The 26,114-nt window shown below is 61.3% G+C and carries 27 protein-coding genes, 1 tRNA gene and 1 pseudogene; 14 read left to right on the top strand and 15 right to left on the bottom strand.

The window, feature by feature from the left end:
• Positions 1–34 precede the first annotated feature (34 nt).
• Genes O2S87_RS02945 through O2S87_RS02930 form a run of 4 tightly spaced genes read right to left on the bottom strand, consistent with a single transcriptional unit; the run spans position 35 to position 6,370 of the window.
• Positions 35–1,597 (bottom strand): hypothetical protein, encoded by a 1,563-nt coding sequence (locus tag O2S87_RS02945; RefSeq protein WP_475407308.1) that lies wholly within the window; start codon positions 1,595–1,597, stop codon positions 35–37.
• Positions 1,597–2,970 (bottom strand): DUF58 domain-containing protein, encoded by a 1,374-nt coding sequence (locus tag O2S87_RS02940; RefSeq protein ID WP_475407307.1) that lies wholly within the window; start codon positions 2,968–2,970, stop codon positions 1,597–1,599. Before O2S87_RS02940 ends, O2S87_RS02945 begins: the two co-directional genes overlap by 1 nt.
• Positions 2,970–3,662 (bottom strand): DUF7269 family protein, encoded by a 693-nt coding sequence (locus O2S87_RS02935; RefSeq protein ID WP_475407306.1) that lies wholly within the window; start codon positions 3,660–3,662, stop codon positions 2,970–2,972. The genes O2S87_RS02940 and O2S87_RS02935 overlap by 1 nt, the downstream gene beginning before the upstream one ends.
• Positions 3,659–6,370, bottom strand: a complete 2,712-nt coding sequence (locus O2S87_RS02930; protein ID WP_475407305.1) for a transglutaminase TgpA family protein — start codon at positions 6,368–6,370, stop codon at positions 3,659–3,661. The genes O2S87_RS02935 and O2S87_RS02930 overlap by 4 nt, the downstream gene beginning before the upstream one ends.
• Before the next feature lie 161 nt (positions 6,371–6,531).
• Between O2S87_RS02930 and O2S87_RS02925 the strand changes: the two genes are divergently transcribed.
• Both O2S87_RS02925 and O2S87_RS02920 read left to right on the top strand, forming a co-directional pair.
• Positions 6,532–7,563 (top strand): AAA family ATPase, encoded by a 1,032-nt coding sequence (locus O2S87_RS02925; RefSeq protein WP_475407304.1) that lies wholly within the window; start codon positions 6,532–6,534, stop codon positions 7,561–7,563.
• A gap of 1 nt (position 7,564) precedes the next feature.
• Entirely contained in the window at positions 7,565–8,179 is a 615-nt protein-coding gene (locus O2S87_RS02920) for a protein sorting system archaetidylserine decarboxylase (protein ID WP_475407303.1), read from the top strand.
• 20 nt (positions 8,180–8,199) lie between these two features.
• Here O2S87_RS02920 and O2S87_RS02915 read toward each other — a convergent pair whose 3' ends face one another.
• The gene (locus tag O2S87_RS02915; RefSeq protein WP_475407302.1) at positions 8,200–8,742 is read right to left on the bottom strand and encodes a CDP-2,3-bis-(O-geranylgeranyl)-sn-glycerol synthase; all 543 of its coding nucleotides are present in this window, start codon (positions 8,740–8,742) and stop codon (positions 8,200–8,202) included.
• A 115-nt stretch (positions 8,743–8,857) separates the two neighbouring features.
• Between O2S87_RS02915 and hisF the strand changes: the two genes are divergently transcribed.
• Both hisF and O2S87_RS02905 read left to right on the top strand, forming a co-directional pair.
• The gene (gene hisF, locus O2S87_RS02910; protein WP_475407301.1) at positions 8,858–9,670 is read left to right on the top strand and encodes an imidazole glycerol phosphate synthase subunit HisF; all 813 of its coding nucleotides are present in this window, start codon (positions 8,858–8,860) and stop codon (positions 9,668–9,670) included.
• Between the two features lie 99 nt (positions 9,671–9,769).
• Complete coding sequence (locus tag O2S87_RS02905) at positions 9,770–10,045, top strand: DUF7511 domain-containing protein (protein WP_475407300.1); 276 nt, start codon at positions 9,770–9,772, stop codon at positions 10,043–10,045.
• 72 nt (positions 10,046–10,117) lie between these two features.
• Here the strand turns inward: O2S87_RS02905 and O2S87_RS02900 are convergent, their stop codons facing one another.
• Entirely contained in the window at positions 10,118–10,402 is a 285-nt protein-coding gene (locus O2S87_RS02900; protein WP_475407299.1) for a DNA-directed RNA polymerase subunit L, read from the bottom strand.
• Positions 10,403–10,584: 182 nt separating this feature from the next.
• On the opposite strand from O2S87_RS02900, the gene O2S87_RS02895 reads away from it, so the two are divergent.
• Together O2S87_RS02895 and O2S87_RS02890 are read left to right on the top strand one after the other, a co-directional pair.
• Complete coding sequence (locus O2S87_RS02895; protein ID WP_475407298.1) at positions 10,585–10,845, top strand: twin-arginine translocase TatA/TatE family subunit; 261 nt, start codon at positions 10,585–10,587, stop codon at positions 10,843–10,845.
• Positions 10,846–10,898: 53 nt separating this feature from the next.
• Positions 10,899–10,971: transfer RNA gene (locus O2S87_RS02890), tRNA-Arg, on the top strand.
• Between the two features lie 280 nt (positions 10,972–11,251).
• On the opposite strand, the gene O2S87_RS02885 is transcribed toward O2S87_RS02890, so the two are convergent.
• On the bottom strand, positions 11,252–11,971 hold the full coding sequence (locus tag O2S87_RS02885) for an HU family DNA-binding protein (RefSeq protein WP_475407297.1): 720 nt from the start codon (positions 11,969–11,971) through the stop codon (positions 11,252–11,254).
• A 380-nt stretch (positions 11,972–12,351) separates the two neighbouring features.
• Between O2S87_RS02885 and O2S87_RS02880 the strand changes: the two are divergent.
• Positions 12,352–12,852, top strand: a pseudogene (locus O2S87_RS02880) (TspO/MBR family protein).
• Between the two features lie 243 nt (positions 12,853–13,095).
• Complete coding sequence (locus O2S87_RS02875; RefSeq protein ID WP_475407296.1) at positions 13,096–13,821, top strand: profilin-fold protein; 726 nt, start codon at positions 13,096–13,098, stop codon at positions 13,819–13,821.
• A gap of 4 nt (positions 13,822–13,825) precedes the next feature.
• On the opposite strand, the gene crcB is transcribed toward O2S87_RS02875, so the two are convergent.
• Together crcB and O2S87_RS02865 are read right to left on the bottom strand one after the other, a co-directional pair.
• On the bottom strand, positions 13,826–14,188 hold the full coding sequence (gene crcB / locus O2S87_RS02870) for a fluoride efflux transporter CrcB (RefSeq protein WP_475407295.1): 363 nt from the start codon (positions 14,186–14,188) through the stop codon (positions 13,826–13,828).
• Positions 14,179–14,568: a fluoride efflux transporter FluC gene (locus O2S87_RS02865; protein ID WP_475407294.1), complete on the bottom strand. Its 390-nt coding sequence runs from the start codon at positions 14,566–14,568 to the stop codon at positions 14,179–14,181. The genes crcB and O2S87_RS02865 overlap by 10 nt, the downstream gene beginning before the upstream one ends.
• Positions 14,569–14,817: 249 nt before the next feature.
• Between O2S87_RS02865 and ahbB the strand changes: the two genes are divergently transcribed.
• From ahbB to O2S87_RS02835, 6 genes are all read left to right on the top strand, one after another.
• Complete coding sequence (gene ahbB, locus O2S87_RS02860) at positions 14,818–15,879, top strand: siroheme decarboxylase subunit beta (protein WP_475407293.1); 1,062 nt, start codon at positions 14,818–14,820, stop codon at positions 15,877–15,879.
• Positions 15,876–16,547: a precorrin-2 dehydrogenase/sirohydrochlorin ferrochelatase family protein gene (locus tag O2S87_RS02855; RefSeq protein WP_475407292.1), complete on the top strand. Its 672-nt coding sequence runs from the start codon at positions 15,876–15,878 to the stop codon at positions 16,545–16,547. The genes ahbB and O2S87_RS02855 overlap by 4 nt, the downstream gene beginning before the upstream one ends.
• Positions 16,544–17,965, top strand: coding sequence for a glutamyl-tRNA reductase (gene hemA, locus O2S87_RS02850; protein WP_475407291.1), 1,422 nt, complete (start codon positions 16,544–16,546; stop codon positions 17,963–17,965). Before O2S87_RS02855 ends, hemA begins: the two co-directional genes overlap by 4 nt.
• Positions 17,966–18,030: 65 nt before the next feature.
• Positions 18,031–18,300, top strand: a complete 270-nt coding sequence (locus O2S87_RS02845) for a 4a-hydroxytetrahydrobiopterin dehydratase (RefSeq protein WP_475407290.1) — start codon at positions 18,031–18,033, stop codon at positions 18,298–18,300.
• The gene (gene lwrS, locus O2S87_RS02840) at positions 18,300–18,680 is read left to right on the top strand and encodes an LWR-salt protein (protein ID WP_475407289.1); all 381 of its coding nucleotides are present in this window, start codon (positions 18,300–18,302) and stop codon (positions 18,678–18,680) included. The genes O2S87_RS02845 and lwrS overlap by 1 nt, the downstream gene beginning before the upstream one ends.
• 152 nt (positions 18,681–18,832) lie before the next feature.
• Positions 18,833–19,513: an HAD family hydrolase gene (locus O2S87_RS02835; RefSeq protein ID WP_475407288.1), complete on the top strand. Its 681-nt coding sequence runs from the start codon at positions 18,833–18,835 to the stop codon at positions 19,511–19,513.
• Between the two features lie 12 nt (positions 19,514–19,525).
• Here the strand turns inward: O2S87_RS02835 and O2S87_RS02830 are convergent, their stop codons facing one another.
• The 6 genes from O2S87_RS02830 to O2S87_RS02805 form a co-directional block, all read right to left on the bottom strand.
• The gene (locus tag O2S87_RS02830; protein ID WP_475407287.1) at positions 19,526–20,260 is read right to left on the bottom strand and encodes a bacteriorhodopsin; all 735 of its coding nucleotides are present in this window, start codon (positions 20,258–20,260) and stop codon (positions 19,526–19,528) included.
• Positions 20,257–21,951, bottom strand: a complete 1,695-nt coding sequence (locus O2S87_RS02825; protein WP_475407286.1) for a methyl-accepting chemotaxis protein — start codon at positions 21,949–21,951, stop codon at positions 20,257–20,259. The genes O2S87_RS02830 and O2S87_RS02825 overlap by 4 nt, the downstream gene beginning before the upstream one ends.
• Positions 21,952–22,032: 81 nt before the next feature.
• Positions 22,033–22,797: a Nif3-like dinuclear metal center hexameric protein gene (locus tag O2S87_RS02820; protein WP_475407285.1), complete on the bottom strand. Its 765-nt coding sequence runs from the start codon at positions 22,795–22,797 to the stop codon at positions 22,033–22,035.
• Between the two features lie 54 nt (positions 22,798–22,851).
• On the bottom strand, positions 22,852–23,223 hold the full coding sequence (locus O2S87_RS02815) for a 30S ribosomal protein S8e (protein ID WP_475407284.1): 372 nt from the start codon (positions 23,221–23,223) through the stop codon (positions 22,852–22,854).
• A 53-nt stretch (positions 23,224–23,276) separates the two neighbouring features.
• Positions 23,277–23,822, bottom strand: coding sequence for a carboxymuconolactone decarboxylase family protein (locus tag O2S87_RS02810; RefSeq protein WP_475407283.1), 546 nt, complete (start codon positions 23,820–23,822; stop codon positions 23,277–23,279).
• A gap of 240 nt (positions 23,823–24,062) precedes the next feature.
• Positions 24,063–26,048: an AMP-dependent synthetase/ligase gene (locus tag O2S87_RS02805; protein WP_475407282.1), complete on the bottom strand. Its 1,986-nt coding sequence runs from the start codon at positions 26,046–26,048 to the stop codon at positions 24,063–24,065.
• Between the last annotated feature and the right edge of the window lie 66 nt (positions 26,049–26,114).

Genomic DNA, 26,114 nt, shown 5'->3' with positions numbered 1-26,114 from the left:
CAGTGACCACAGAAATCGTCGGTCGAGGCGTCGTTCAGCCTCGAAGCGAAAGCACGAGCACGACGATACCCATCACTGAAGCAACTACCCCTACGAGCGTCGCGTCGCTCAGAAGCATCCGTTCGAGAACAACCGTGTAGAGCAGCCAGGTGACGAGCACACTCAGGGTCGCGAGCCCCAGCGTCGACAGCGCCTGTATCGCCTCCAGTTTGATTGAGGCGGTCGATTCGAGTTCCTCACGCGTTGTGGCGCTCAGATCGCCCAAACTCCAGACGAACACAGACAGCGCGACGATCGCGAAGACGATCAGGCTCGGACCACCGCCGATACCGATCGCGATCGCGCCGAATCCAAGGCTCGCACCCGCGATACTGCCAGCAGCGTTGTGTCGCGGCAGGTACTTCATCCAGCCACCAGTCACGATCAGCGCCAGCGCAAGCGTCAGCACAAACGTCGAAACCGAAATCGCGGTGAGCAGCACTCCCGCCGGCGACAGTGCGGTAACCATATCGTAGACGACCGAGGGCGTCGAATCGGGGAACTGTGCGGTGAGTTCTGGCACCACCGGCGCGCCGACGATCGCGACAGCCACCGAGCCGCCCCCGACGATAATGGCTGGCACGAGCGTGTCGACTGCGTTTGTCACGCTTCCCGTGACGAGTTTGAGCCCACCGATCAACAGTGAGCCACTCCCCAGCACCCCGATCGCGGCCACGAGCACCCAGCGAAGCGATCTCGACGCACAGAGCTCGAACACCGCGGCGTACTGTGTTTCGAACTCCGCGATCTCGGTTGGTGAGGCCGTCAACACGATAACGACAACTGTGAGACCGACCACCAGTGCGAACGTCATCGTGAGCCACTTGTCGACTCGCGAAAGGGTCTTACTGACCTGCTGTTGGTTCGACTGCGAAGTGAGTTCGACGATCGGGGCGACACTGAGGAATATCTTGAGCGTGCCGACGGTGAACGTTGCCAGCACACAGAACGTCATCAGGACGATTCCTGGCTCGGTGGGCCCAAAGACGAACTCGCTGAAGAACCCCGAGACGAACGAGTCGCTGGCAGCTGTGCCGCCAATGCCTGAGTCTCCGATTGTGGTGAGTGCTTCGAACCGAACGATGAATAGCCCACCTAAGACGACCCCAGCGCCGACCAGGGCGATCACCGCGGTCTGCCAAAGCGTCGCGAGTGCGCCGTTTCCGATCCCGCGATGACGGGTGGCGAACACACCGAACGTGGCCATTCCTGCGGCGACCGTCACGCCGAGATAGCCGATGATCGATCGGATGAACGTCGCATCTCCAAACGATCCGATGGTCATTACCTCTTGGATCGTGAGGCCGACAGCGACCAACGCCACAAGTCCCGTCACCGGGACCAAGAGACTCGCAAGCACTCGCCCGATCGGGGTCTCCGTGCTGTGGATGTACGAAACGACTCCCAACAGCCCGCCAGCGAGACAGGCGACCGGGATGCCGACGAACTCGCCGACCGAAAGGGTGAACAGCCAGATTCCGACAGCGACGAACGATCCGATCAGTAGCGATGCCAACGGGGTAGTGTGCGCCATCGGCAGGAGCCGTCGAGTCGACATCAGTGCAACCCCCTGCCCGTCTGGAGCGTTCGCTTGAGTGCGACCGAAAGCCGTTCTTCGCGGTCCCAGTCGACGACCGACGACCCCAACAGGCGCATTCGGTCGAGACGAACCGCCCGACGGAGTGCTTCGGTTCGCCCCCCAACGCTCTCGCGGGTCGACTGCGGCGAGAGGATCGTCACCTCGTGACCGTCGCCGCGGAGTGATTCGACGAGGTCGACGATCGCGTCGTCGGTGGCAGGGGTACAACACAGCACCTGCGCACCAGTCGGGACGAGCGAGCGAAGCCGATGCCAGTCGGTGCCCCCGTCGGCGAACACACTCGATGGCGTGGCGTCTGTCTCGCCCTCGGAGGTAGCTTCGGCCTCACCAGCAACATCGGCCGCTGAATCGTCGGTCGACGTGGCGTCTTCAGCCGTCGCGTTCGTCGTTGCAGCGGCGTTACAGACGGCCGTTGCATGGCTCGTGAACGAAGCCCCCTCGTCTGAGGAGACCCACGCTGGCGGGCCGGTTTGCGTCTGTGGATCGCAGATCCCGAGCGCACCGACAGAGACGTGGTGGCCATCGTCGATGAGGACCTCGGTGGCGATCGTCGCCGCATACGCACTGAGCGTTGCCCCAGTCGGTTCGGACGGATCGGCGGCCACGTGGGTCGACGGGCGGCTGTCGGTGAGGACGACAATGTGGGCGGCGTGTTGTTCGCGGTACATGACTGTCGCCAGTTCGCCGGTTTTGGCGTACTGTCGCCAGTCGATTCGTTTGACTGGATCGCCCGGGCGGTGTTCGCGCGTCGCGAAGAACTCCACGCCCGGTCCGCCACTGTTCGTCGCCAACTGACCCGCGTACGCCGTTGTCTGTTGAACTGGAATGTCATCAACAGTGACCTGGCAGGTGAACTCGGTTGCCCCTGTCGCCGTGGTTGTCGTGTCGACGAGCCGTGTGCCACCGGCGTTGCGAGCACGAATAGTTACATCGCTGAACGCATACGTTCCCCGGTCTGCGGCGAGCGTATACGTGACCGAGTGGGTCTGCCCACTGCCGATCGCAGTCCCTCCCCGTGGTGAGCCCTCGATCACGCCGAGTTCTTGGGGAACGCCGTCGACGAATCGGAAATCGGTGAGCGCGGCCTCGCCGGTGTTTTGGATCGAGAGCGTTACCTCCACCGGCTGGCCCGGCATCGGTGTCTCGGGCGAGAGTTCACGACTGATTCGGACGTTCTCGTCGATCGTCGGCGTGGTGGCGAGCGCCCCGTACAGAACGAACACCAGCGGAACGACGGCTGCGATCACCAGCGGGATCGATGCGGTGGCAACCCCTGCGGCCACTAGGATAATCACATACGCGCGGAGGCTTCGAAAGCGGTAGATCCGCATCAGCGATCGCCCTCCGTCTCCAATCCGAACAGCGAGCGGAGTTTGTCTCGCCGTCGCGTCGGTCGGCTTGGGGGAGCGTAGCCCGATACCGTCGTGGCACAGACCGCTTCGACTGCACGCAGGGTCTGGTTGGTCCGATACGTATAGGCGTGGGTGGGATACAGCCACGCGTAGACGCGATACCACAGCGGGAAATCGACGCTGTCGGTCGTGGTGAGCGAGGCGGCGGCTACTCGGTTGTCGGTCCATTTGCCCTCGTCGACGTAGCGCTGGGCGGCCGCTCGGTCCTCGAACTGTCGATCGCCAAGCGAGACCACGACGTCGCGAAGCGCATCGTCGATCGCCTGCTTGTCACCGTACAGACCGTGACGGACACGGTCGTACGTCTCGGTCAGTGGCGCGCCGTTGATCTCCACATCACGGTCCGGTGTTTTGGCAGCGATATCCGAGAGCGCCGATGGAGCCGTGTTCGTCCGCCACATCCACGAGCCACCCAAACCCAGCAGGCCGAGAACTACCCCGATCAGCAAAATCGCCTGCTGTGTATCGAACTCGGCGGTGGCCTCATCGATCGCGGTTTCGACAACCGCCGGTAGTAGTTCCGGCCAGTAGCCCACGATAGCGGCCGAACCGAGCGTGAGGACAATACACAGCCCGAGCAGAACATGCCGCGCCCGCGGAAGCCCACTCATTCGTTGCCCTCGCTATTCTTGACGTTCGAAAGCGCATCTCGTGCCTGTTCGAGTTGGGTATCGTCGGCTGACCGCCGACCGTACTCGATCGACCGGTAGAGATCGGTGAGATACTCGATCGGACGCTGAGGGAGCCCACGAGAGACCGCATACCGGCCGATTTCGGCGGGCGTCCGTTTCGTGAACCGCGGCGGTCGCACCGCAGAAACGAACGCGTTCCAGATCGATCTGATCCGTCGATGTTCGGCCGACCGTGGCTTCGGGCTTTCACCCGCCGCCGCGTGCGTTTCGGCGTCTGGGTTCCCATCGCCACCAAACTCTTCGGAAGCGGTTTGAAGCCAGCCAATCACAACCGCCAGCAGTCGACGTGGGTCGAACAGGCGGAGAATATCGATGAGCGAGCCCGAAAGCAGCGCGGGAATCGCTCGGAGCCATCTCCAGATTCCGACCACCACGCGCTCGAAAGCTGACGCCAGCCGAACCAACAACGCTGTCAGTCGGTGTGGAAGGCTAACGAGCAGTTGCACACCCACTGCGAGCTTTCGCTTGATACCTGCGAGCGTCACGCCACGCCGGTACGCGAGGCCGCCTGTAGCAGCGATGGCGATAACAAGTCCGCCACCGATCGCCGCTGCATTTCGATACAACCCGTCGACCGACTCATTGGTACGCTGGCCGTCGAGACTCGCACTTACCTCCACGGCGTTCGCGAACGGAAACGAAACGGCGACGGTACCGTTTTCGTCGGTTTGACCGACGACCTCGCCGTCGACTCGAACTGGGGTGTCGCTGACCGGCTCACCGTCACGGCTGACGGTCGCTGTCGCCGACCCTCCTGGGAGGGCGACGAGGTCAGGCTCGACCGATACGTTCGGTGCGAGCGGATCCGATTCGTCTTCTTCATTCGCATCGGGGGCGGTCACCTCGAATTCGTCGGTGGTCGAGACTGGCTCTCGAGTTGCGGCAACTGTGTAGGTTCCAGGCTCGAACTCTTCCAACGAAAGTTCATACAGCCCCTCGTCGTCGGTGGTGCCGACCGGTTCGCCGTCGACACTGATGTTCGCGTTCGGAACCGCCACATCGTCGACGGCTACCTTGACCACCGCTGTCCCACCAGCCGTCCGGTTTCCGCCGACGTCGACCGTACCCTCGGTCTCGGCTTCGTACGTTTCCGACGACGATCCGGACGATCCCTCCGACTGGGAAATCGGTGTGGAGAGTTCACGTGCGACTGGGCTGGCCAGATGGACGGTCGCAAGGGAAGCCTGTGTTGCCACCTGTCCGGCCGTGGCTGCGAGTTGGCTATCTATCCCTTCGAAACCCGATGCGGATTCCGACTCCGACTCCGATTCCGAGTCGCCATCGTATTTCGTCTCCGAGCCCGGTTTACGGGCGTCGACGGTGATATCTTCGGTGTACGGAAGCGTGGTCGAAACGTTTCCGTTCGTGTTGGTCCAGCCGACGCGTTCATCGTTGACGTAGACTGGCGCACCGGAGACGCTGCTGTCGTTTTTCTCGACGGATACCGAGACGGACGCGCCGACAGTTGCCGAGCGGTTCAGCGAGACGTTGTACGGCGGCTCCGGCGTGTCGACCGAGAGATCTCCCTCGGATGGATCTCCCGCCTCACCAGGGGTCGGGTCGAACCGAACCCAGCCCGTCTCCGGGAAGTAGACCTCGACCCACGCATGGGCCCTGTCACTGGTAACGAGATACTCGTCTTCGCCAGCTGACTGGCCGCCCGAGTAGCCGACGACGTAGCGTGCGGGGATGTCTTGGCTTCGGAGCATCGCGACCATCGTCGTCGCGAAGTGTTGGCAGTAGGCCTCGTCGACCTCGAACAGTAGCTGTTCGGCGATCGGTTCGGTCGTATCGATATCGGTTTGCAGCGAGTACTCCTTGTTCGATTCGAGCCAGTTTTCGACCGCGACAGCCCGGTCGTATCGCGTTGGTTCACCGTCGACGACATCGTCTGTAAAGTCACCTACGCGCGGAGGAGTGTTCGATGGGAGTTGTGTATACGTCTCTTCGATTTCGGTTGGATCGCTGCCGTCGGCCTCGCGAAGCTCATTTGGATCGTCAGTGGGTGCTGCGCTCTCGGCGACGTAGCTCGTGTTTTTGGGTACCTGACGCTCGGCCTGTATGCCACCGACTGATGAGGCTTCGATCTCGGTGTCGATCGACTCATCGGAGAACTCGACCGATTCGGGCTGCCACGCCGTCGGCAAGGACTGGCTCTCTTCGAGGAGTGTCACTTCGTACTCTATCGTCTGACTCCCCTGGGTCAACTCCTCGTTCGGGACCCCATCGTCGATCGACTGGGTTTCGGCCGACTCCTCCCAGCCGGTCCCGGTGTACTCGGTGTACGCCTTCTGTCGCCAGTACGTGTCCTCGGACGACTCTACGACGAACACGGGAACCGACTTCTCGCCCTCATTGGAGCCACGGTCACCACTTATCGGTGATTCGGACGGTGGCTGCATGAGTGACGAACCGCTCGACGAGCCAATGCCGTTCAGTCCCTCAATCGATTCGAACTGCAGGCCACCTTCCGAGCCAGCCTCACCGCCCTGTCCACCATCAACATCCAGCGATTCACCACTGAGACCGCCGGGGAGTTCGCCATCAAACCCGCCCTCACCGAATAGGCTGCCGCCAGCCGGAAGGAACGCTGCTGAAAACAGTAGAGCCACGACTGCGAGAACCACAAGCGTTGCTTCTCCGACTGATCGTTTTGTGCCCATGTGATTATTGACTGATCGTTTGGCAGTGTGTGTAAATGTTACTACGTGGTAAGTAGCAGCTACCGTACCTCTCGAGCGCCACCGTAACCGACCGATTCTTCCCTACGGAGTCGATAGGATAGCCAATGGACGCGCCGCTGTGGACCGATACGTACGCGCCCGATCTCTCGGAGCTCCCCCAACCGGAGGTCCGTGACCGTCTCAAACGCACGGTCGGCGAGCCGATGAATCTCATTCTTCAAGGGCCACCGGGCGTTGGCAAAACCGCCGCCGCTCGCGCACTCGCCCGCGAGGTACACGACGACACTGAGGCCGATCTAATCGAACTCAACGTGGCGGACTTCTTCAATCGGACGAAAAAGGAGATCACGTCCGACCCTCGATTCAGACAGTTCCTCACCGGACGGAGCCGGCTGTCGAAACGCGACATGATCAGCCACGTACTCAAGGAATCGGCGAGCTATGCACCGGTTTCGGGCGAGTTCAAGACGCTTTTGCTCGATAACGCCGAGGCGATCCGCGAGGACTTCCAGCAGGCCCTGCGTCGAGTAATGGAACAGCACCACCGCACGACCCAGTTCGTCTTCACGACGCGCCAGCCCTCGAAGCTCATCGCACCCATCCAGTCGCGGTGTTTCCCGGTTCCGTTCCGGTCGGCGACAACCGACGAAACGATCGCGGTTCTCGACCGAATCTGTATCGCCGAAGCGGTCGACTACGACGAGGCTGGCCTCGAATTCATTGCCAGCGCTGCGGGCGGCGACCTCAGGCGGGCAATCTTGACCGCCCAAACGACCGCGACTCAGGCCGATGAACTCACGATGCAAACCGCATATGAAACGCTGGGCGAGATCGGTGACGACGACGAACTCCTCAGTGTGCTCACCGACGCCCAGCGTGGTGAGCTCAAATCGGCGCGAAAAACGGTCGACGATCTCCTTTCCGACGGCGGCTACGACGGCCAAGAGTTGCTCGGCGAACTCCTGCGTGTCGCCCGCTCGCGCTCGGAGTTGCCCACGAACGAGATCACTCGGCTCCACGCGCTCGCCGGCGAGGTCGATCTCGATCTGACCGAGGGGCTCGACGACAGACTCCACCTCACCCACCTGTTGGCGGCGTGGGCCGAGGGTCGGAGCGAACTCCGGTCGACCGCATAACATGGCCGGACTCCCCTACGCCGTCGCCCCCGGCGGCTGGCGGTATGCGGCGGCCTGCTTCGCAGTCGCACTCCCCGCAGCCGTGCTCAGCCCGCCGCTCGCGGTGATCGCGCTGGCGCTCGGCGTCGGCTCGCTGTGGTTTCACCGAGATCCCGACCGCACTCCACCCGGCTCCGGGATCGTCGCCCCGGCAGACGGCCACATCTCGGTCATCCGCGAGGAGGGCGAGCGACTCCGGGTTGGGACGTTTATGAATGTCACCGACGTCCACGTCAACCGCGCGCCGATGGCTGGCACCGTTCGGTCGGTCGACCACCGTCCTGGAGCCTACAAACCGGCCTTTTCGAAGGAGTCGGATCGAAACGAGCGGGTCGTGATCGATTGCGGCGAGTACGAAGTCACCCTGATCGCGGGCTGGTTCGCCCGCCGAATCCATCCGTACGTTGAACCGGGAGACGAACTGGTGGGCGGCCAACGCATCGGCCACATCTCGTTCGGCAGCCGCGTCGACGTGCTGTTACCGGCCACCTACTCGCGCGAAGACTTGCTCGTCGAGAAGGGCGAGAGCGTCTCGGCGGGCGAAACACGGCTCGCCGAGAACGGACCGGATTTATAATCTATATAAGTAGGATCGGGCTACCACGGCTCGTTTTTCGCGCCGATTTTGAACGCGATAATGTTGGTACTCACGTGCAGCAGCGGCGTTATGATGAGGATAACCGCGATGATTTCGAGGGTGAACGTCGACAGAAACCAGTCGGTCGCGAACACGAAGGCCAACCCGAGCGCTCCGACGACGAAATCAAGTTGATCGAGGCCAGGAAAGGCCGCCCCACGCTGGCGGCCGCTCCGGCGCTTGATAAATGAGGCGCCGATATCGCCAGCCATCGCACCGAAGGCGAGCCCGACGGCGGCGGGCAGTGGAAACGTCGGCAGCGGAGCTCCGAGCGCCGCGGAGGCGGGGCCGTTGATGGCATTGAGACCGAGTGCCAACAAAACCCCGATGAGCGTGCCGACCGCGGTGCCACGCCAGGTTTTGCCGTCACCGAGAACCCGCCTGTCGCCCCACGTTCGACCGCCGTCGATGGGTCGACCGCCACCGGCGAGCACCGCGGCGTTGTTCGGAACGTAGGCGGGCAACATGGCCCAAAAAGCCGTCGCAACGAGTGAACCGACCATATGGGCCGATGGTGCAGGCAGTGCTTAAGTCCACGCGATTTCGGCCAGCACGCCAATCGGCTTGGTCGACGGTCGAAACGGTGAAACCACCCACTCACATACTGACCGGTATCCAATGCTGACAAAACGCATCATCCCCTGTATCGACGTCGACCTCGACGACGAGGGCAACGCCGCGGTCTATACGGGCGTCAACTTCGAGGACCTCAAATATACGGGCGATCCCGTCGAGATGGCGAAAGCCTACAACGAGGCGGGCGCCGACGAGTTCGTCTTTCTCGATATCACCGCCTCGGCCGACGGCCGCGAAACGATGCTCGAAACCGTCTCGCAGGTCGCCGACGAGTGCTTTATTCCGCTTACCGTCGGTGGCGGCATCCGTACCAAGGAGGACATCAAAGAGACGCTCCGAGCAGGCGCGGACAAGGTTTCGATCAACACCGCCGCGCTCCAGCGACCCGAACTCATTACGGAAGGAGCGACTGCCTTCGGCAGTCAGTGTATCGTCATCTCCGTGGATGCTCGCCGCCGGTACGACGACGAGGGCGAATACTACGCGACCGTCGACGGCGAGGAGTGCTGGTTCGAGTGTACGATCAAAGGTGGTCGTGAAGGGACCGGCACAGACGTAGTCGCCTGGGCGATCGAGGCCGAAGAGCGCGGCGCTGGCGAACTGTTCGTCAACTCCATCGACACCGATGGCACGAAAGACGGCTACGACATTCCGCTCACCGAGGCGGTCTGTGAGCACGTCTCAACACCCGTAATCGCCTCGTCAGGCTGCGGGGGTCCCGAACACATGGCCGAGGTGTTCAGCGATGCGGGCGCGGACGCGGCGCTCGCGGCGTCGATCTTCCACTTCGACGAGTACTCGATTCAAGAGGTAAAGGCGCACCTCCGTTCGGTCGGGCTTCCGGTCCGACTCTGAGATGGATAGTCGGTGTCGAAAACGGGTTCCGAATGGCGTTGAATCACGATGTGTGCCGAGACGACTGACAATTGTCTGTCGCTGACTCGTCAGCATTGAATGACAACAGATTTTATTCAGCAAACCGTCGGAGTCACCGTGTCCTCCACCAATCACCCCCTCCATAGCTCTGTTATCCAACCGTTGCTCTGGTCTCTCAGAGAGTCTCGGCCTACGCCAGCCGATGAGGTTGTCTTCGAGGGCCGGACGACGACGACACCTGACGGACGCCAAGAGTATACCGTCTCCGTCGCAGGTCAACCCCCCGAAAAGAAAATGACTCACTGGCTGACAGTCGACGCCACGCACGTCGTTTCGCTCGAAAACCGTCGGTAAGCGAAATCCGGAACAAAACGCTTTGTTTTCGAATCGAAAGCTTCTGATTGCGATTCAGTTCGTGTTGTCGCGTTAGGCTGCCGATGTGAATGCGTCGACGAACTCGTCGGTCGTCTCTCGGACGGCCGCTGCGCCCGCCGCGAGTGCGTCGAGCGGATCGAGGTCGTTCTCGGTCGTGATCGAAAGCACGGGGTCTGTTTGGCCGCCGGACTGTTCGGGATTCATGTCGTAGGTCGCTGCCGAGACGTTCTCGGTGTTTAGTAGTTGGCCTTTGAGAACGTTCATGAAGGTGTGGTCCTCGCCAGCGATTTCGATGCGGAGTTCCGTCTCAGTCTTCTCGATAACCCGCAGTTCCATACCCGTCGTTTGCCTGTGTGTCGTTTCAGTGTTTCGTTGTTCGACCGGTTTGGCGTTCGTCGACCGGCGAGCAGAACGGTTCTGGTCGACCTAGTTCTTTTTATTGCTGATCCAGTCACTTTGGGCTGGATGTTTGCTGAGCAAAAAGCCTATAGTTATGACAGGGTTATCGGTTGATAGAGATGGCTACCATGCTTCCACTATTCGGCCCTGTCGGCCCAGAAATGCTCGTCATCGTGCTCATCATCGTGCTCTTGTTCGGCGCGAACAAGATCCCGAAGTTGGCGCGCTCGACGGGACAGGCGATGGGTGAGTTCAAGAAAGGACGCGAAGAGATCGAAGACGAGCTCAGCGAGATCAGCAACCCCGATTTGGACTCCACGACCGAAACGACCGACACCGAAGAGCCAGAGACCGAGACGGAAACCGAGAAAACCAACTAAGCCGGTTCGGGCCGGGCGTTTTTTACCAAACCACTGTCGAGTAGTACCTACTTGGGCACGTGGCCTAGTGGACAAGGCGAGCGGTTCCTAACTGCTCGATCGTGGGTTCGAATCCCATCGTGCCCGTTCAGTCACTTCGTTCCTTCACGGGCACGATTTACTCCCGCTCGCTCCCTGCGGTCGCTCGCGGGAGTCCCATCGTGCCCATCGTCTATGTTATTTGGCCCTGTTGAACTGATAAAATCCTGGCAGAAGTGGTGTGCAAGATACAGAGGGTGCATTCAGCAGTTGCTTATAGTGCGCTACAGGATCGTATTTCCGTCAGTCCTGTGGGGCTTAGTGAACGAGAGTCCGACGAGAGGCTTTTAACGTCTTGATCGAGACCTTGGTGTGTGCCGCTCCAGTCTTAGTTGACGGCCTTGGAGAGTTCGGCACCCGCTTTGAACTTGACCACATTTTTTGCCGCGATTTGGATCTCCTTACCCGTCTGGGGATTCCTACCCGTCCGTGCAGATCGCTTCGAGATACTGAATACACCGAATCCTTCGCTCACCGACAGTCTGTCACCCTTCTTTAGGGCTTGCGTCGTCACGTTGGTGAACGCATCCAGCGCCAGTTGTGCGTCCTTCTCCGAGAGCCTGCTCTCGGGGTCACGTCCCGTTTCACTCGCGATGTACTCCGCGTCGATTGTCAAGTCGGCATCTCGACACTTGGCGCTGGCCTCGTCGCCCTTGCCAGGATTGAGATCGAGAGCGGCTGCGAACTCTGGGCACGACTCGAAGGTCACCGGCGAGTCAGCAGGGGGCCCACTTCTCGACTGCGGATTCCGTCCCGTCCGGGCTGAGCGCTTCGAGATACTGAATGCACCGAACCCGACCAGTACGGCACTATCGCCGTTCTTCAGGGCCTTCGTCGTCGCGTTGATAAACCCATCAAGCGCCCGCTTTGTGTCCGCCTTCGAGAGCCCAGTTTCGCTCGCCATTGCCTCGATCAACTCCGCTTTGTTCATCGCCGCCGCTGTTCCCGGGATTGCTCCCAGGCCCAGACCGATGACTACCGCCCCGGTACCGGCGGTCTGGAGTAGTCTCCGGCGAGATACCGTCGTCAGACCAACATTATCTTCCATTATATATGGTCATATAAACATACGTATATTTAATATATAACCTTTCCGAGAGCGCAGCAGAGCAGTTACTGGCAGGAATCGCGTAGTATTCGAAACGGCATGGTAGGTCACCCGACTGTATTTCTCGATCTAATCTGCAGATCGCAACCACTTGCCCATGATTGACTTGCGCGATCGATCTTGCACGCCCTGTGCCAACCTATCCAGTAACTAGTGGATGGTCAAGTGACCGATACAGAGGATGCGTGCAGCAACAAAGCGCCGACCGGCCTCTCACCGAGGGGTGGAGAGAGTTCCTCTGAGAGACGGTTGACCGAAATCCAGATTCAACGTACAACACTTTGGGCCAATGGGCCCAATCTGTTTACGTGGTATCACTCGTGTCTCGATTCCGCCGATTTCCACGCGACCGTCCTGTCATCGCCCTCACAATAGCTATCCTGACCGTTGAGATTGTCGGAGCTTCCGGATCAGTCTTCACGATGCAAAGTCTCAGCACGTGGTACGGTACCCTTCAGCGGCCGATGATTTCTCCACCGAACTGGGTATTCGGCCCCGTCTAGATCTCCCTGTTCGCACTCATCGGAGTCGCACTATGGCTCGTCTGGCGACAAATCGAGTTTTCGCCCCGCGAGGTCTGGATCGCTCTTGGCGTATTCGTGGTACACTTCGTCTTCAATTTGGGATGGTCAGCCGTCTTTTTCGGACTGCAGGAACTCGGGTGGGGGCTGGCCGTGATCGGACTCCTCTGGCTACTCATCGTCACGACGATGTGGGCCTTCGACCGCGTTGATCGACGGGCAGCACTCCTCCTCGCACCGTATCTTCTCTGGGTCTCGTTCGCCGCCTATCTCAACTATCGCTTCTGGGTGTTAAATTAGGCCGCGGCTCAAGGTGACTCCCCCACGCCATCACCGATCAGATAGTGCATCTACCAACCAGTTTCGGGCTGACTTGCACGTCTAGTGGTACCCCAATCTAACAGACACCATGCGAGATACGCGCTGTGTATTTAGCACAACGCCTGAAACCCGTCATTGCTTGAGGATTTCAACAGAACCTTTTACTTATAAACGGCCACCGCAACGCACGACTTATTCGCCTGACCCACTTACAAGAGATGAATGGTCGACGGCCTCGAAACAGACGCTAAAACAACCGAGGAACTCCGCGAGCAGCGCGAAGCCATTCTCACGCAGGTGACCGCCCACGCCGGTGAGATCGCCCGCGAACTCGCCCTGTTAGAGGGCGGCGACTACGGCCGCCGGACGTTCCGAACCGACCGCGGCGAGTGGACGGTCAAATATGAAGCCGGTCGACTCGAATTCCTCCTGTTCGAAGGCCGATCGGGAGCCGAAACCTACGTGATCTCGACCAAGCGACCACCGGAGCCGAAAGCCCTGCTGGATGCGATGACCGATTACGGCGCGTTTGTCGACGCGTACAACGAGTTCGTCGCCTCGCGCGAGGGCATTCTCGACGAGATCGACACCGAATTCCCCGAGGTTCGGTCGACGGCCTCGGTCGTCGCCGACCGCGACCGAATCGTCGCGGCGATCCACAAGGTCGCCACCGAAATCGCCCAGCAGTGCTATCGGTACGAAGGCACCGACTACGGCACGTTTTCGACGACCGTCGACGGCACGCGCTGGGAGCTCAAATGGGAGGAGGAACAGGTGTCGTACCTCCGAGTCGGCGGCGAGGGTGGTGTGTATCTGCTCTCGCAGTACAGCCCACCGTCTGCGCCCGACGTCCGGGCGCTGGCCGGCGATGTGGCTCGCTTCGTCGACGCGTTCAACGAGTCGGTCGACGATCTCGAAGTCGACCTCGATGCGGTTTCCTTTAAATAGTCAGTCAGACCAGAAGCCACGCCAAGCCGACCGCGAGTCCGCTGAGTACGAGGTTTCCGATCACGTTGACGACCGCGAGCCCGCCCATCCCGTCCTCCCAGAGCCGCACCGTCTGGACGCTAAACGAGGAGTAGGTCGTAAACGCACCACAGACACCGACCCCGAAAAACAGCGTCACGGCCTCGCTGTAGCCACAGAACAACAGCCAGCCGAGCGCGAAGCTCCCGACGATGTTGACGATGAGCGTCGACGTGGGAAATCGCGTCGGGCCGCGCCACCGGACGACCCACCTGGCGACCAGATACCGAAGCACCGCGCCGATGGCCCCACCCGTTCCGACGAGATATGCCGGCTCGGTCAGGACCACGACCGTTCACCTCCGGTGACGAGCCGTCGACCGGCGAGCACTCCCAGAAAACCGACCAGATAGCTTGCTGCGACGTAGTCGACTGCTGTCAGCGGCTCGGCGAGCACGGTATCGAGAATGAACGTGCTGTAGGTCGTAAACGAGGAGAGAAACCCCGTACCGAACACCAGCCGGGCGTTGTCGGTTATCGCTGGCTTGTCCAACGAGTCGTACACCAGCACGCCGAGTGCGAAACTGCCGACGACGTTGACGAAAAAGGTCCCTGAAAGCGAGCCCGGAACCACGAGGTCGACGACGTACCGGAGATTGGCCCCCGCGAAGCCGCCGATGGCGACCAACAGGATTGGTTCGAGCCTGGTGAGCAACTGTCTTGATCTCATGATAACTCCGAGCTACGAGCCGGCACAACCGATGTGCGCCCGTTTGTCCGGCAGGTGACCTCCACGTTTCGCGGCGGGGTGCCGCGACTGTCTGTGTATCTGACTACAATCTGTCGGCCTAAACGTTCCCATCTGGGCCGAAATCGTCTCGGGTCAATCGTGACAGATTCCGGTCGCTGGCGTCCGTGTTCGTCGTTCGAGGCTCGTCCGCTCCGTGAGCCTTATTCTCACCGACCGCTGAGTATCAGTATGCAACAGGTCGACGCGGATTTATCGAGGCTCGACCGCGCAATCGTCAACGCGTTTCAAGGCGGTTTTCCGACCGTCGAACGCCCCTTCGAGCCAGCGGCCGCCGCGCTCAGGGACCGCGGCGTCGACGTCTCTGCGGACGAACTTCTCGCGCGCGTTAAACACCTCGACGACAAGGGAATTCTTACTCGCTTTGGCGCGCTGGTCAACGCCCAAGCAATCGGTGGCAACGCCTCGCTGGTCGCCATGCACGCCCCGCCCGAACGGTTCGACGAAGTCGCCGAGCAAGTGAACTCCTTTAGAGAGGTCGCTCACAACTACGAGCGCGAACACCCCTATCTGAACATGTGGTTCGTCGTCTCGGTTGCCGACGAAGACCGCATCGAGGAAGTCCTCGACGAGATCGAGACTGAAACCGGCCAACAGACGTATAACCTTCCCAAGATTCAGGAGTTCCGGGTCGAGGCCAAGTTCATGCTCGATGGACCGATCAGCGACGGGGACGTCGACCTCGCTCACCTCGGGCCCGCGGTCGAACCGAGCGACAAGTCGACGCTGACGCCCGCCGAGCGGGATCTCGTGCTCGAAATTCAGGGCGGCCTGCCGATCACCGCAACCCCCTACCGCGACGTGGCCGACGCGCTCGACGCCGATGTCGACTGGGTGATCGCCACGGTCAAGCGCTTCAATGAGGAGGGAAAGGTCCGCCGCGTTGGCGTCATCCCGAATCACTACGCGCTGGGCTATACCGAAAACGGAATGACCGTCTGGAACGTCCCCGACGAGCTAGTCTCGGAGGTCGGCCCCGAAATCGCGAGCCTCGGCTTCGTCACCCACTGCTACCAGCGTCCGCGCCACGAGGGCGTCTGGCCGTACAATTTCTTTGCGATGACCCATGGCAGAACTGAGGCCGAGAGCCAACAACGAATCCAGCAGGTCAAAGCGCGAATGGACGACTTTTGGGACGTCGACGACGAGGATTGGGACTCGCTGTTTTCAACGCGGATTCTCAAAAAGACCGGCATCCGACTGGCCGAGCGCGCGGAGGCAAACACCGAGTGATTCCGCTCTACCACGACTTCAGCGATCAAACAGTGCTCGTCTTCGGCGGCGGGAGCGTCGGGGCCCGCAAAGCTCGCCGCTTTGCCCGCGAGGCGCGCGTCGTCGTCATCAGCCCGGTGTTCGACGATCGGTTCGACGAGGGCGAGTTGGCCGGTGTCGACCGGATCCGTGCAGCCCCCGAGCCAGCCGAGCTCGACGCGTGGGTCGACCGAATCGACCCGGCACTCGTCGTCGCCGCGACCGACGACAGCGAACTCAACAGGGCGGTCGACGAAGTCGCCCACCAGCGTGGGATTCTTGTGAACCGAACCGACCAATCGGGCGAGCGTCCGGTCGGCAGCGTAGTCGTGCCAGCAACGGTTCGAGACGGGCCAGTTTCGGTGGCGATCTCGACCGGCGCGAAGAGTCCCGTGCTCTCGCGGCATCTCCGCCAACAGATCGAAGCCGAGATTCGCAACGCCGGGGCGATGGCCGAGCTCACCGGCGAGCTTCGCGCCGAGCTGAAAACGTCGGACGCGTCGGCCGAAAAGCGCCGCCAAGCGCTCCGATCGGTTGTCAGTTCGTCGGCCGTTTGGAAGGCTTTACATACGGGTACTCCCAAGGCAAGAAAAGAGGCAGAACGCGTAATGGGAGCCGAATACGACGATATGACAGGAGGGCATCGATGATTCGGACCGGTGTCATCACGGGCGTGAGCGTCTCCCATACCAATGCATCCGTCGACGAGATCGAAGCCGCAAGTTGTGGCTCGGTCACCGACCGGGTCGCCGAACTTCGGGCTAAACCGGGCGTCTCGGAGGCGTTTGCCATCCAGACGTGCAACCGCACGGAGGCCTACGTCGTCACCGACCGCGCCGAGCAGGGACGCCACGTCCTCTCGGAACTGGTCGCCGACGTCCGCGAGGGCGCGGTCGACCACATGGACCACGAGGCGAGCCTACGGCACCTCATGCGTGTGGCCGCCGGGCTCGAATCGCTCGTTCTGGGCGAGGACCAGATTATTGGCCAGCTCAAAACCGCCTTCGAGGCGTCGCGCTCGGCCGACGGGATCGGCCCGCTGTTGGACGACGCGATCATGAAGGCGATCCACGTCGGCGAGCGCGCTCGCACGGAGACCGAGATAAACGAGGGCGTCGTCTCGCTGGGGTCGGCGGCGGTCAGGCTCGCTGGCCGCGAAACCGATCTCACCGGCTCGACCGCGCTGGTCGTCGGCGCTGGCGAGATGGGTTCGCTGGCGGCGACGGCGCTCGAATCGACGGGTGTCGACCGTATTCTGGTCGCCAACCGAACGATTCCCCACGCGACACACATCGCCGACACGTTGGACGTCGACGCAAGCGCCATCGGTCTCGATGCGGCCGCGTCAGCGGCCCAACAGGCAACAGTTATCATCTCGGCGACGGGGAGCCCGGAGTACGTTCTTTGTGGCGAGGGGCTGGCATCCGCGGGCGAGACGATCTGTATCGATCTCGCCCAACCACGAGATATCGATCCGGAGGCGGCCCAGCTAACGAACGTCGAGGTGTTCGATATCGACGACCTCGAATCGGTCACCGAGTCGACTCACCGCCGTCGGAAGACCGCCGCCGAAGCGGTCGAAACAATGATCGACGAGGAGTTCGACCGACTCATCTCCCTATTTAAACGCAAGCGGGCGGACGAGTCGATCCGAACGATGTATGAGAGCGCCGAGCGCATGAAAAATCGGGAGGTCGCCACCGCGTTCGCCAAGCTCGATTCGCACGGCGAACTGACCGACCAACAGCGCGAGGTGATCGAATCGCTCGCCGATTCGCTTGTCGGCCAACTACTGTCAGCTCCGACCAAAAGCCTCCGGGAGGCTGCTGCTGAGGACGACTGGACGACGATTCAGACCGCAATGCAGCTATTTAACCCGGAGTTCGACGGTGAGTTCCCACCGGTCGACGCCAACGCTGAGGCCGATGTTGACACAGCTGTCGACTCAACCGACCGACTGACTGATCAGCCGGCTGACCGGTCGGACGAGTTGTCAGAACGACTCCCCGAGAACGTCTCGGGCGAGGAGATCCCGCCGCACGTTCTCGAACAGCTCTCGGACGACTAACCAGTCGTATTTTCCCAGCTGACTTCAGCACCAACTGTTATTGAGCCGGGCGTCGACACCTCTGTATGACGCTCGATGAAGACGAAGTCGACGCACAGCTCCCGAACGACTGGGATCGCGAGGGAAACGAAATCGTCCGCATCTACGAGTTCGATGATTATCTCGCCGGCGTCGACTTCGCGAGAGATCTCGCCGAGATCGCCGACGAAGAGTACCACCACCCCGAGCTTATCATCGGCTTTCGAACTGTCGAAGTCCGGCTGACGAGCCACGAAGCCGGCGGCATTACCGACGACGACCTTCGGCTCGCCGAACTGTTCGACGACGAGTACTGATGGCCGCGGCCTACGTCTTTCGCCTCGGGTTTCGCCTCGATCCTGACGAAGTTCGAGTCGACCCGAACGAGTTCGAAACCGTGCTTCGGATTCCCGCGTCGACGCCAGGCGAGGAGGGGTGGCGGTTTTTCCAGTACAACCTCTGGCGGGGCGAACTCAACGACGAGCCACATATGCGGTCGATTGCGGCCGAGAAACTCGGCGTGCCGGTGCGGTCGATCAGTTTCAGCGAACTCGAAACCGACCCGTCGTCGCTTGAGGCACTCCGCCGAGCGATCGCCGACGATCTGGCGGCGTTCAACGCCGACTCGGTCGACGACGTGCTCCACAATCATCTCGGCAGTTCGATTCACGTTCGTGAGGTCGATGACGCTGCATGAGATCGGTTCCTGACGGAGGCGATCTGTCGACACCACGCAGACGATGTTTGGCCTCGCCTCATCCGCAAGTACACGGTGGTAAACTGGTCCGCAATCGATGCGTTTGTCACACCGTAACACACATATAATATCGTCACGTAGCTACCTGTCCAATGGTCACTGAAGCGTACGATTTCTGGCTGTTCGATCTCGACGGGACGCTGATCGATACCGAGTGGTCGTACACCCGTGAGGTGTTCGACCGCGTCGGCGATCGGCTGGGTCGCTACTTTAGCGACCGCGAGGCCGAACTGCTCTGGCACGGGCTCAGCGGGGCGCGTGATCCCGTACTCCGCCAGTGGGGGATCGACCCGGCGGAGTTCTGGCCCGTCTTCCACGACGAAGAGCAGCCGCTCGTGCGTGCGGAGTCGACGTACCTCCATCCCGATGCGGCCTCGTTCATGCGTGAGATCGACCAACAGGACGTGCCAGTCGGTCTGGTGACCCACTGCCAGTCCTTTCTGACCCAACCCGTATTGCGCCATCTCGACATCGCTGACTGGTTCGACACGGTCGTCTGTTGTACCGAACAGCTCGGATGGAAACCTGACCCCGCACCGGTGGTCCACGCGATGGCCGAACTGGGCGTCGACGCCGACCAGCGCGGCGTGCTCGCGGGCGACGGCGAGAGCGATATCGGGGCCGCCTGGAACGCCGGGCTCGACGGGATTCACGTCGAACGCCACGGTCCGGCCCGGCGCGGTCGGTGTGTTCTCGGCGACTATCGGGTCGACTCCTTCGAGTCGCTGCTGTCGGATGTGGCGACCGATGGCGGCACGGAATCAATCGAGTAGAAACAACGAGAGTTAGGCGAACTCGGGGGCGACGCCCGAGTTGTTTTCGTCGCTGGCGTCCATCGCCAGCGCCTCGTTCTCCAGCGGGCTGAGCGCGTCTCGGCCGACAAGCGCGAACAGCGCGAAGCCGACTTTCGTGATGATATCGAGGTAGACGATCACCATCATCTCCGTGTTGGGCAGCAAGAAGCCGAACCCGACCGGGGCCAACAGCCAGACGACGGGGTACATCGTCCAGAGAACGACCGTTAGGTTGCGGAGTTTGGTGAAGACGATCGCCACGCGGTCGGTTTCGAACGTCGCCCGCGCCGGCAGTTCGACCACGAGCAGGTACGCCAACCCGAGATAGGCGGCACAACCGGCACCGAACAGCGCCAACGAGACTACACCCTCGGTGAAGATAGCCGCGACACCGAGCAGGATCAGCGCGATATCGAGGCCGATCAGGAGGCCATATAGTTGTTTGCCTGGCTTACAGAGGAGTGTCATATACAGAATCAACAGCGGCGTCGTCAGCGCCCAGTCGACGTAGCGCGGCGTGTAGAAGTTCGCCCCGTCGAGAGAGATGGTCCCGATTCCGAGCGCAGTCAGTGTGTACGAGACCGCAGCGATCGCCGTGATCGCCGCAAGAATCCCGTAGTACGCACGGTTCTCCGAATCACTGAAGACGAAATACAGCGACGGGAGCGTCCCGGCTGCGAGCACGGACGCCCCCACCGCGGCCCACTGTGTGGTCGACAGGATCATTCTGAATCCCCGAACTCGAAGCCGCTTTCGGTGTGTTTGCCACCGTCAGTTGCGGCCATCGATCCACTTGCAGTCTTCGAGCTGTCGACCGTGATTCGGTTGGTCGTCGTGCTGGTCGGCTCTGTGACCGAGCCACTGTGGCCGTCGGTCGAGACCTCGAACTGTTCGAGCACCGATCTGAGTTTTTCGGCCTGTGCGCCGAGTTGGGCGGCCTCGCGTTCGACCGTCCGGAGGCTGTCGAGTTGGTGCTCGGTCGTCTCGGTGACGTTGTCGGCGGCGTTGGAGGTCTGTTCGCTGATGTCTGCGACCTCGTCAATCATGTCGACAACCGCGCCCGCCGCGCGAGCCTGATCTTCGGTCGTCTGGTTGATCTCACTCATACTGCCGTCGATCTCTTCGACGTACTCGATAACGTTGTTGAGCTGGTCGATCGCACCCTCGACCGTCTCGACGCCCTGGCTGATCCGCTCGGAGGTTTCGTCCATGCCGTCGACGGCTTCACCGGTTTTCGTCTGGACGCGCTGGATTTTGCCGTCGATCTCACTGGCAGCGTCTTTAGTCTCTTCGGCGAGCGATTTGACCTCTTCGGCGACGACCGCGAAGCCTGCGCCTTCCTCACCAGCACGGGCGGCCTCAATCGAGGCATTGAGGGCCAAGAGATTGGTTTGTTCGGCGATGTCGCTGATCATATCGGCGATCTCACCGATCTCGGTCATCTCTTCGTCGAGCGTCTCGATGTCCGCCATCGTCTGGCCGGTAGTCTCCTCGACGGCAGCCATCTGTTCGAGTGCGTCGGCAGCCGCGGCCTCGCCATCGGTTCCGGCGTCGGTCGCGTTCTCGGTCGTGTTGGCGACCGTTTCAACCGTTGCGGCGACCTCTTCGGCGGCCGACGACAGGCCGTCCATCTCGCCGGCGACATCTCGGAGGTTTTCGGTCTGCTGGTGAGCACCCTCGGAGATGTCTTCAACGGCTTCGGAGACGCCACCGCTCGTTCGTTGGAGCTCTTCGGCGCGGTCGTCGACACCCTGTGCGGCCTCGCCTACCGTGTCGGCGAACGTCGTGACCTCGCCGACGGTTCCTTCCAGTTCGTCGAGCATCTCGTTGAACGCGAGTCCGACCTGCTGCATGGCTTCGCTCTCGCTGGCGGGGTCGACGCGCCGGGTCAGATCCCCGGCAGCGACCTCTCGCATCACCTGCTCGTAGCGTTCGGCCTGCGTTTCGATCCGACTGGCCCGACGTTCCATCTCGTCGCGGGCCTGGTTTGCATCCTCTCTGGCCGCTTCGGCCTGCTGTGCGGCCTCGTCCGCGTTCGCGATCTCCGCTCGGAGCGACCGTCGCATCGAGTCGAACGAGCGGTAGAGCTGGCCGATCTCGTCGGTTTGGCTGGTTTCGAGGTCGACGTCGAGATCGCCGTCGGCCATCCGGTCGGCCTTCGAGGCGAGATGTCGCAACGAAATAATCGTCTGGCTTCCGATCGTGACGCCAAGTAGGGCTAGACTAATCACCGTCACGAGCAGTAGGCCGAGGATACTTGAGCCGATCTCCCCGCTTTGGGTACCGAGCGCCTCGGCTGCTTCGATGTGGACAAACAGCCCCGCACCGACGACGATCCCCACGATACCGAGAAGCGACAGGGTGAGCTTGGCTGCGTAACTGTCGCGAATGGCATTCGATGATTGGTCCGTACTCATAGTGATACTGACTGGTAAGATTGCCGGTATAATAAAACCACAACACGTAGTTATCAGCGCTGAGAGTGGCCGTGGCTCGGGTTAGAGTCCCGTGGGGTGGGAGTGGTAGCTCGTCGACACGCCCCAGTCGTCGACCAACGCTTGGAGGCTCCGAACCCCGAACGTTTCGGTTGCGTAATGGCCCGCCAGAAGAACGTTGATTCCTGCCTCTCGGGCCTGATGATACGCCTGTTGTTTGCCCTCTCCGGTGATGAGCAGGTCAGCGCTGGCCGCGACGGCTTCGTCGAGCCAGTCGACGCCACTGCCGGTGACGATGGCGACCTGCTCGACCGTTTCGGGGCCGAAATCGAGCGCCTGCACGCTGTGGGTTCCTTCAAGTTCGGCTTCGAGTTGGCTCGTGATCTCATCGATTGGACGTGGATCGGCCAGTCGACCCTGCTGACCGATCGCGACCGGTCCCATCGAACCGAAGCCATCGGTGTCGTCGAGCCCAATCAGGTCGGCGATTCCTGCGGCGTTGCCCAGTTGCTGGTGGCCGTCGAGCGGGAGGTGCGAAACGTAGAGCGCAATCCCGTTGGTTATCAGTGGCGCGATTCGGCCGTACTGTCGTTCCGTCACACGCTCGATGCCACCCCAGGACAGGCCGTGATGGGTGACAAGGACGTCAGCGCCAACCTCGGCGGCCGCTTCGATTGTCGCTTCGGCAGCGTCGACCGCGAAGGCGACGTGGCTTACGTCGGCTTCGGACGGGCCGACCTGGAGGCCGTTGGCGCTGGCGTCGACGTCGGCGTAGGCCTCTGTGTCGAGTTCGTCGTCTAACCGGGCGGTTAGCGTCGTGAGATTCATACCGATGGCTACGGGGCGGAATGCTTGTAAACCCGATACAAAAAGAACGGACGCTCAGTCGAGTTTGACGGCGTTGACCTGGCCGGACTGACCGGGTCGTGAAGTCACGCGGGCTTCGCCCTCGGTGGTGCGGATGACTGCACCTTTCGTGATGATGTTTCGTCGCACGTAGTTGACGTTCGAGGGGTTTTCGACGACGTCCTCGATTTCGACTTCAACCGTCTCATCTCCATCGGAGAGCTGTGCAACGTTCGTCGACAGCGCGCGGAGTTTTTGTTCGGTGCCACGCGAGTCGATGATCTGGAGTCTCGGCTCGCCGACGGTCGTCTCGGCGGGCTCGCGGCCTAGTTGGTCGCGTTTCTTTTTGTTGAAGTGTTTGAGTCGACCGCCTGTCCGCTTTCGCGTCGAGCGTCCCTGATCTTTCATATACCGTGGAAAGTGCCAGCAACTACTTGAATCGCTCGAAACCAACCCGGTAACTACTCGTCGGCCTCGAGCCGCCAACCGACGAAGGAGCCTTCGGTCTCGACGTCGAGCGCCGAAAGCAGGCGGGCGACCAGTAGATAGCCGCCGGCGAGCGAGGCAATGCCGACGACCGTCGCTGGGTCGTACGTGGCCGCCACAGCGTCGTGGATTTCGTCGTCGACCGAATCACGGACGACTGCCTGAGCGTACTCGATGAGCCGTCGGTCACCTCGGTCGAAGTGGTCGAGGTTGTTCGCTGCAATCGCGAGAATATCGCTGTCGGAGACACCGACGTCCCGAGCGATGGCGACGTGTTGGTGCCACTCGTAGGCCGACTCGGTCTCGCAGGTAACCGCCAGAATCACCAGTTCACGCTGTTCGGGATCAAGCCCCGAATCCTGCCAGAGACTGCCGACAAACGTCCGCAGGCCGTACAACACTGCAGGGTTGTTACCGATTGCACGATAGATGTTGAGCTGTTTGCCTTGAAGGGCCGAAACGAGCAGGTCTTGACGATCTGCCGGCAGTCCACTCTCGTCGACGTACGGAACACGAGCCATACCCCCTCCATTGGCAGCACAGAAGATAATCTGTGTGGTACTTGTCACTCTCCGTGAGACTTGTCTCTCGGTCGAGTCGACTGCAACGATCCAACCCACCACACAACCGGTTAGCGTCCATCATGGCAGTTCCATCACGAGCCCTCGTGGCCTTTATTAGTAGACACCGTCTATTTAAATAGAGGTTCATGACAGTCCCTCGTCGACCTCCTGTCGGCCCCGTGGGATCTGTCTGGCAGTTCAGTTCGTGTAGAGGTCGGCGATTCGATCGGCGTACCGGGTTGATATCGCCTGGCGTTTGGCTTTCCCGGTCGGAGTCAGCAGTCCGTTTTCGACTGTAAACGACGTTTCGAGGAGACGAATCCGCGTGATTCGTTCGTGTGGTTCGAACCGTTCGGTCGCCGACTCGATAGCACGCTCGATCCGTGTCTGTACTCGCTCGTTTGCGATGATCTCTATTGGGTCATCCGAGAGATTGAGGTCCTCTTGGGCGGCCCATCGCCGAACGGCCTCGAAATCGGGAACGATCAGCGCGCCAACTGCTGGCTGACCGTTACCGACGACCAAGCACTGCGAGACGAGTGGCTCTGCACAGACCGCAACTTCGAGCGGAACTGGCGAGACGTTTTTTCCCGTCGAGAGGATGACAATCTCCTTTCGTCGACCGTGGAACACGAGATAGCCATTCGGAAGCTCTTCGACCAAATCACCCGTACGAAACCATCGGCCGTCATCTCGGTCGACGAAGTCGTTGCTCCGGCCAGATGCGTCATTAATTTGTACTGACAAGCTGTCACTGCTGTCGGTCGAGCCGTGGCTGTTCCAGTAGCCCGACGTCACGTTCGGCCCACGAACCAATAGTTCGCCGACCGAGTCGGTCGACTCGGCCACAGTGGTGTCCAGACAGGTCTCGACGTTCCACAGCGGGAGGCCGATACTCCCAGCAATCGGGGCTCCCGGTGGATTGACACTCACGACCGGAGCGGTTTCGGTCAAGCCGTACCCCTCGAAAATCGGGATGCCCATTCCGTGGAACGTCGCACAGCGATCGGCTGGGAGGCTATCGCCGCCGGATATACACAACTCCAGTTGGCCGCCAAGGGCGTCTCTGATCGTCGAATACACGAGGCGATCTGCGATTGCGTGGGCCGCTCGCAGCCGTCGACCGGCTGGGTCGGCGCGGTGATAGCGCGCGGCAATGTCGATCGCCCAGTCGAACCCTCGATCGGCGAATGCCGAACCGCCAGCGTTGGCGGCGAACCCCTCGATCAACTGTTCGTAGAGCCGTGGGACTCCCGTGAAGTAGGTCGGCTTGACCAACTGAAAATCGGCGACGAGCGTCGTGGGAGACTCGGCGTAGGCGATGGTCGCCCCGGCGGCAAGCGGTAGATACGACCCGACGAGTCGCTCGAAGACGTGCGCCAGCGGCAGCACTGACAGCTGTCGACTGGTGTGGTCGAGTCGTGGAGCGTCGGTGAGAGTCGACGACGGTTGCAACCGACGGATCATCCCGTCGATGTTGGCACAGAGGTTCCGGTGGCTCAGCATGACGCCCTTCGGCTGGCCAGTGGTTCCTGACGTGTAGATGACACTCGCCAGGTCACTCGGCTCACGCGTCGCCGTTTCCGAGTCGATAGTGTTCGATCCACGCTGGTAAAGACTTCCTACTGTCAGAATGTCGTCACTGTCGCGAACCGCACCCGCCATGCCGCTGCCGTCCGGTAGGGAGTCGATAACGACGATGAACTCGGGATCGACCGCGTCGAGCGAGAGCACACGGCGAAGGAGGTCGCTGTTTTCGACGACGATGCCAGTCGGTTCGGGATCAGTCAACAGGAATTCGAGACGGTCGTCCGTCGACGAGGGGTAGGCTGTCGTGACCACGCCGCCCGCCGCCAGGGTTGCGAGGTCGATCTGGGTCCACTCCATGCGCGTCTGCGAGACGATCACGAGCCGGTCGCCGGAGCCGAGCCCGAGCTCGAGAAGGCCAGCGGCGATCCGACGAACGAGCGTTTCGACCTCACTGTAGGTGAGCTCGGCGTACTGGCCATCGGGAGCCGCAGCCACGGCTCCGACCGCACTGAGCGAACGGTCGTAGACGCCGCCCTTGTACGACTGGGCGGTCGCAGCGGGGTGACGTTGCGCCGTCGAGAAAAACAGCTCCGGGATCGTTGTCGACCCCATTGGCTCGTGATCGACGGCGGCTTCTACCTGTCGCAGGTCCATATCCGAGCGATAGCGCCAATCGGTATAAACGTCGGACATCCGGCGTCAGTGACTCATTGTGATGGC

The organism is Halohasta sp. A2 (assembly GCF_056175805.1).
This window is presented reverse-complemented; position numbering and strand designations above follow the sequence as displayed.

What these genes read in the sequence shown, in the direction of transcription:
- O2S87_RS02945 (WP_475407308.1), bottom strand. Translation starts at nt 1,597, where the DNA reads ATGTCGACTCGACGGCTCCTGCCGATGGCGCACACTACCCCGTTGGCA.
- O2S87_RS02940 (WP_475407307.1), bottom strand. Translation starts at nt 2,970, where the DNA reads ATGCGGATCTACCGCTTTCGAAGCCTCCGCGCGTATGTGATTATCCTA.
- O2S87_RS02935 (WP_475407306.1), bottom strand. Translation starts at nt 3,662, where the DNA reads ATGAGTGGGCTTCCGCGGGCGCGGCATGTTCTGCTCGGGCTGTGTATT.
- O2S87_RS02925 (WP_475407304.1), top strand. Translation starts at nt 6,532, where the DNA reads ATGGACGCGCCGCTGTGGACCGATACGTACGCGCCCGATCTCTCGGAG.
- O2S87_RS02920 (WP_475407303.1), top strand. Translation starts at nt 7,565, where the DNA reads ATGGCCGGACTCCCCTACGCCGTCGCCCCCGGCGGCTGGCGGTATGCG.
- O2S87_RS02915 (WP_475407302.1), bottom strand. Translation starts at nt 8,742, where the DNA reads ATGGTCGGTTCACTCGTTGCGACGGCTTTTTGGGCCATGTTGCCCGCC.
- hisF (WP_475407301.1), top strand. Translation starts at nt 8,858, where the DNA reads ATGCTGACAAAACGCATCATCCCCTGTATCGACGTCGACCTCGACGAC.
- O2S87_RS02905 (WP_475407300.1), top strand. Translation starts at nt 9,770, where the DNA reads ATGACAACAGATTTTATTCAGCAAACCGTCGGAGTCACCGTGTCCTCC.
- O2S87_RS02900 (WP_475407299.1), bottom strand. Translation starts at nt 10,402, where the DNA reads ATGGAACTGCGGGTTATCGAGAAGACTGAGACGGAACTCCGCATCGAA.
- O2S87_RS02895 (WP_475407298.1), top strand. Translation starts at nt 10,585, where the DNA reads ATGGCTACCATGCTTCCACTATTCGGCCCTGTCGGCCCAGAAATGCTC.
- O2S87_RS02885 (WP_475407297.1), bottom strand. Translation starts at nt 11,971, where the DNA reads ATGGAAGATAATGTTGGTCTGACGACGGTATCTCGCCGGAGACTACTC.
- O2S87_RS02875 (WP_475407296.1), top strand. Translation starts at nt 13,096, where the DNA reads ATGGTCGACGGCCTCGAAACAGACGCTAAAACAACCGAGGAACTCCGC.
- O2S87_RS02865 (WP_475407294.1), bottom strand. Translation starts at nt 14,568, where the DNA reads ATGAGATCAAGACAGTTGCTCACCAGGCTCGAACCAATCCTGTTGGTC.
- ahbB (WP_475407293.1), top strand. Translation starts at nt 14,818, where the DNA reads ATGCAACAGGTCGACGCGGATTTATCGAGGCTCGACCGCGCAATCGTC.
- hemA (WP_475407291.1), top strand. Translation starts at nt 16,544, where the DNA reads ATGATTCGGACCGGTGTCATCACGGGCGTGAGCGTCTCCCATACCAAT.
- O2S87_RS02845 (WP_475407290.1), top strand. Translation starts at nt 18,031, where the DNA reads ATGACGCTCGATGAAGACGAAGTCGACGCACAGCTCCCGAACGACTGG.
- lwrS (WP_475407289.1), top strand. Translation starts at nt 18,300, where the DNA reads ATGGCCGCGGCCTACGTCTTTCGCCTCGGGTTTCGCCTCGATCCTGAC.
- O2S87_RS02835 (WP_475407288.1), top strand. Translation starts at nt 18,833, where the DNA reads ATGGTCACTGAAGCGTACGATTTCTGGCTGTTCGATCTCGACGGGACG.
- O2S87_RS02830 (WP_475407287.1), bottom strand. Translation starts at nt 20,260, where the DNA reads ATGATCCTGTCGACCACACAGTGGGCCGCGGTGGGGGCGTCCGTGCTC.
- O2S87_RS02825 (WP_475407286.1), bottom strand. Translation starts at nt 21,951, where the DNA reads ATGAGTACGGACCAATCATCGAATGCCATTCGCGACAGTTACGCAGCC.
- O2S87_RS02820 (WP_475407285.1), bottom strand. Translation starts at nt 22,797, where the DNA reads ATGAATCTCACGACGCTAACCGCCCGGTTAGACGACGAACTCGACACA.
- O2S87_RS02815 (WP_475407284.1), bottom strand. Translation starts at nt 23,223, where the DNA reads ATGAAAGATCAGGGACGCTCGACGCGAAAGCGGACAGGCGGTCGACTC.
- O2S87_RS02810 (WP_475407283.1), bottom strand. Translation starts at nt 23,822, where the DNA reads ATGGCTCGTGTTCCGTACGTCGACGAGAGTGGACTGCCGGCAGATCGT.
- O2S87_RS02805 (WP_475407282.1), bottom strand. Translation starts at nt 26,048, where the DNA reads ATGGACCTGCGACAGGTAGAAGCCGCCGTCGATCACGAGCCAATGGGG.